Below are 2,178 nucleotides of genomic sequence, written 5' to 3'. Positions count from 1 at the left end.
TAAGCTTGGCCAGGTATCCATCCCCAAACTTAAAGCCCCAGGCCATCCCGGGATTTTCCAAAAAATGTAAGCGAAACCAATCCAGGCCAAATACGTAGTACTCCTCGCCATAATAAAAATGGGTCTTCACATAAATCTTTATAGCCTGGTCTATTGCCAACAACAGTAAAATCAATAATGCTACATTTCGTTTATTCATAGCCATCTTGTTGTTGCTCAACGTCTTGTGCAACATATATTTGCATTATTTAGATAATTTTAAAATTCTTATGGCGCCCTGCATCACAAACGTGAAAACGATTCCGCCAATCACCAGATCGGGCCATTTGCTATCCAGGAAATAGACCAGTACCCCCGCTGTTATTACCCCACCGTTTACAATAATATCATTGGACGTAAAAATGGCACTGGCCTGCATATGGGCCTCCTTACTTTTAGCCTTGTTTATCAACCAAAGCGAAATAAGGTTCCCCAGTAGGGCTAAAATGGAAACTACAATCATCCACTGGAATATTGGTGTTTCACTACTGGTAAAAAACCTCCTCAAGACCTCTGCAAAACCAAGTGTTGCCAATGCCATTTGAAAGTAGCCACTAAACTTTGCCACTTTCTTTTTCCTGGCAATGGCACCACCTACTGCAAATAAACTTAGCGCATATACTATCGAATCTGCCAGCATATCCAGCGAATCTGCAATAAGGCCCATAGAAGAAGAAATCCACCCCGTGGTCATTTCGATAATGAAAAAGCCGAAATTTATTCCCAACACCCACCAAAGGATTGTTTTTTGTTTGGACTGATCTTCCATTACGGGAGGCTCGGCTTCTTCGGTTCCCTGAAGTGTATCCCCGAGCTTTAAACTGGCTATCGATGTCTGTATATCTTCAATGCCATCCACATGATATACTTCTAATTTTCTGTTGGGAATATCAAAGTCCAGGTATTTCACTTGAGCATAAGACTCTAACTTCATCCGGATCATCTGCTCTTCCGAAGGGCAATCCATTTTGGCTATCTTAAATGTTGTTTTCTCCATTATCTCTTTTTTTATTTTTAATCCTAGTTATAAAAATTATCCTTTATCCGGCACAATTGCTACCAACTCCTTGTAACAGCAGGTTTACTTCCTCTGCCTGAAACCGCTCCGGCAAAGGCATTTCCGGAATTTGCTCTTCTTCTTTCTCCCATTTATCAATGTATGTTTCCCACTAGCTCTTTTGAATTTCCAGGAACCCCCACAGGCTATCCGGTTTCATCATAGACATTTCCTTTCTTTGTCCGGGTGCTGAATTATCCAGTGTCTGGACACCCTTCTGGACGAATATTGTTTTTTGCACTCTATTTTTTTTTATTTGTATATAGTTTAATAATACCAATATCAATAATATAGGTATAATAGCGATATCAAATAATTGTATATCTAATAGCCAAATGAAAATTGTACTAAATAATGATGTCATTAATAAAAAAGCCAAGGGAATTCTTGATTTATTTTTGATCATTAAAGGAAGGTACAGTAGATATAAGGGATTACACCAAAGAATATTTAAATTATTTCGAACCTCCGGATGATCAGAAAAAAACCACATCAACGACAGTAGCAGGCCCATTCCACCTATTAAAACTATTACTCCTATTTGAGCTGGCCGAGGAAACCAAAAAAGAAAAAGTACAAATAAAAGAGAAAAAATCAGGATTGGGGAAAACCAATATGGAAGACTTCTTTTCTGTTTATTTTCAACCCTATTTAAGGTTTGTTCCCACTTCACCAGCGGCCTTCCATTCAATTGGGAATCACTAATTTCCTCTTTTAGATATACTGGCAAAAAGGTACTTTCAAATTTATTGGGGTTCTGATCTATTGATTTTCCTAATAACAGGTTGATGCCAAATCTCAGCCAGAGATGATCAGCAAGATGATAATTAATTAATTGTCTATAAGATACCCCTAAATTTTCTTTGGGAAAATTCACCCCTATTTCGCTCAACAAATCTCGAATCTCAGTCGAACAATTTTTTTTTAAAAAAGAATAGTAGTACTGCCGATTTTCTGGCCTGTATAAATAATTGAGTCTGGTTATGAATTGGATTTTCTGTTTTTCTGAAAGATTTAGTTTCTGTTCTATTACCAGTCTATCCTGTCTTGTATATTGCTCAATAAAATCCTTTGTCTTTTGG

3 protein-coding genes are annotated in these 2,178 nt (G+C 37.5%); all 3 read right to left on the bottom strand.

Features of this window, described 5'->3' with window-relative positions; genetic code table 11:
- Window positions 1-199, bottom strand: a 199-nt coding sequence (locus tag RM549_RS19265; protein ID WP_311687728.1) for a signal peptidase II, incomplete at its 3' end; no start/stop codon positions are given.
- 45 nt (window positions 200-244) lie between these two features.
- Window positions 245-1,036: a cation efflux transmembrane domain-containing protein gene (locus RM549_RS19260; RefSeq protein WP_311687726.1), complete on the bottom strand. Its 792-nt coding sequence runs from the start codon at window positions 1,034-1,036 to the stop codon at window positions 245-247.
- A gap of 172 nt (window positions 1,037-1,208) precedes the next feature.
- Window positions 1,209-2,159 carry a lipoprotein N-acyltransferase Lnb domain-containing protein gene (locus RM549_RS19255; RefSeq protein WP_489752696.1) on the bottom strand — a complete coding sequence of 317 codons (951 nt, stop codon included), beginning with the start codon at window positions 2,157-2,159 and terminating at the stop codon, window positions 1,209-1,211.
- Window positions 2,160-2,178: the final 19 nt, after the last annotated feature.

This window comes from Autumnicola patrickiae (assembly GCF_031846525.1).
Lineage (GTDB): Bacteria > Bacteroidota > Bacteroidia > Flavobacteriales > Flavobacteriaceae > Autumnicola > Autumnicola patrickiae.
Note: the sequence above shows the minus strand (reverse complement) of the source record. Positions and strands in the feature narration are given on the sequence as shown.